The sequence below is a fragment of the Methanosphaera sp. A6 genome (assembly GCF_001729395.1).
In the GTDB taxonomy this organism is placed as follows: Archaea; Methanobacteriota; Methanobacteria; order Methanobacteriales; family Methanobacteriaceae; genus Methanosphaera; species Methanosphaera stadtmanae.
This window is the reverse complement of record NZ_MAIF01000076.1, coordinates 1-2331: the sequence shown is the minus strand read 5'-3', so window position 1 is coordinate 2331 and position 2331 is coordinate 1. Positions and strand designations below refer to the sequence as shown.

General features: G+C 25.5%; 2 protein-coding genes. Both read left to right on the top strand.

Features of this window, described 5'->3' with window-relative positions; genetic code table 11:
• The first annotated feature begins 96 nt into the window (after positions 1-96).
• Positions 97-399, top strand: coding sequence for a hypothetical protein (locus A9758_RS02565; RefSeq protein WP_011405756.1), 303 nt, complete (start codon positions 97-99; stop codon positions 397-399).
• 81 nt (positions 400-480) lie between these two features.
• Entirely contained in the window at positions 481-1818 is a 1338-nt protein-coding gene (locus A9758_RS02560) for an exonuclease domain-containing protein (RefSeq protein WP_011405757.1), read from the top strand.
• Positions 1819-2331: the final 513 nt, after the last annotated feature.

The window sequence follows — 2331 nt, the reverse complement described above, 5'->3', positions numbered from 1 at the left end:
GTAATTTATATATGGATATTTACATATACTTTAATTAGATTATAAGAACATTAAATTTTATTCAATAGAATAATTTTTTTTAAGAAGGTTTGTTTTATGAAGTCAAAGATAACAAGTATTATTAAAAATATTAATAATACAACAAACACTACTTCTTCAGTTTATAATGTTTCTGATGAATCATCAGGAAATACTTCAAAGATTTATCAGGCCGATGAAGCTGGAGACTATGTTGAAACAACATACAAAGGAATAACAGTATACGTTAGAGAAAACTATCCATACTATAATCCACAAAATGATAAAATTTATTATACAAAGGAAGAAGAAGCAGAAGATCTATATGCAATAGCTAAAGAAATGACAAAAGCTTCAATACCACAACTAGATGAAAAATAGATTTTTAGTCATTGTTTTTTTACTTTTTTTTAAAACTTTTTTTTAGGAAAACTTATTTTATTTATTAATATAGTGATTGTTATGAGAGACTATGTTGTAATGGATCTTGAAAATCCAAATTTTAGACAAAATTCAATATGTGCAATAGGTGTTATGTTAATTAGAAATAATAATGTTGTAGAAAGAAAATATTCTCTTATAAATCCTGAAGATACATTTGATAATATTAATATTCAAATAACAAAAATAGCACCACACATGATAAAACAAAGTCCAACACTCCCTGAATATTGGAGTGAAATAAGCTCTTGGTTATCAAATAATGTGATTGTTGGACATAATATAACATATGATCTTAGAGTACTGACTAAATCACTTCAAAGATATGATTTAGAAGTTCCAGAATTTAATTACTGCTGTACTCTAACACAAAGTAGAAAAAATTTGGATTTGCCATCATATAAACTAGAAAATATAGCTAAAAAGTTACATATAATATATAATCCACACAATGCAATAGAAGATGCAAGAGCAGCATATGAATTATTTGAATACATAAATAGACATAATCCAATAGGAACTAATCAAGTAAAGCAGTATAAATACAAGCCAAAGACAGAATCATATGATCCTAAATTATCAACTAACATAAATAATCTTTATGGAATGGTACAAGTTTTAATATATAATCAATCATCAACACAAAAACAATTAAATCTACTAAATTCATGGCTACAAGAAAATATGAAATATAATCACTATCCCTTATTTGATGATATTACAAAAAAAATAACATCTATCGTTGATAAAGGATGTGTTAATGGGGAAGATAAGGAAAAACTCGCTACTATTGAAAGTGTTAATCAATCCAATATATATAAACCAAATACACTTAAAACACAAGTATTACAGGGAATTATAAAAATTATCACAGCTGATAATAAAATAACACATGAAGAACTTAAATACTTAGATTCATGGTTAGATCAAAATAAATCCCTTAAAGGAACATACCCTTATGATAAAATAGTAGAAATAACAACGTCTCTTCTAAAAAAGAATACTGTTGGAGAAAATGAATATATAAACGTTTCAAAGATGTTTTTAGAGCTTTTAAGTCCAATTAAAACAACAGTTGAGTCTCTTGATTTAGAGGGAAAAACATATTGTTTAACAGGTGATTTTAAACATGGAAATAAGGCTAAAATAGTATCAATTCTTGAAAAAAGAGGTCTTATTAAGAAAAATTGTGTATCATACAAGTTGGATTATTTGTTTGTTGGAGATTATGGAAGTCCTGCATGGAAGTATGGTAATATTGGTGGAAAAATTGTTAAAGCACAACAAATAATAGATAAAGGTGCTAAAATTAAAATTATTAGTGAAAAAAATTTATTTAATGAATTGGGTATTGAATAATGTTTTAACTCTTTTATTATTATATGGGATTTGTAGAAACGCTATGTTCATAATATAATTTTTAAAAGTAGTATAATGGTAAAATTGTGCATGCTTCAACTTACTCAGGTTCTAATTAATAGTAGATTAATTCATATCAAGTATATAATTGGCTAAAACATAATAGTTCTCATGTAGATGTTTTTTCATCTAAATTAAACTCAATAATAATCACACTCAAATATGTATACATTCATTTTAACTCATGTTTCACATAAAAAAAAGAAGAAGAATAATGAATTTATTTCAATATTCTTATTTATTTAAATTTTCAGTGTCGTGGTTGTTGTTGCTTTTTCATAGATTGATGTTTCACCAGTCATAACCACTAGTGTGTATGTTCCTTTAATTGATGGTGGAATCATATCAATGTATGCTACTCCATTTACTGCTATAGCAATAGCTAGTGTTTTTCAAATGAGTATTAATACAAATTTTGTATTTCCTGAAACTGGTTTATTGTTATTATATTTG

What these genes read in the sequence shown, in the direction of transcription:
- A9758_RS02565 (WP_011405756.1), top strand. Translation starts at nt 97, where the DNA reads ATGAAGTCAAAGATAACAAGTATTATTAAAAATATTAATAATACAACA.
- A9758_RS02560 (WP_011405757.1), top strand. Translation starts at nt 481, where the DNA reads ATGAGAGACTATGTTGTAATGGATCTTGAAAATCCAAATTTTAGACAA.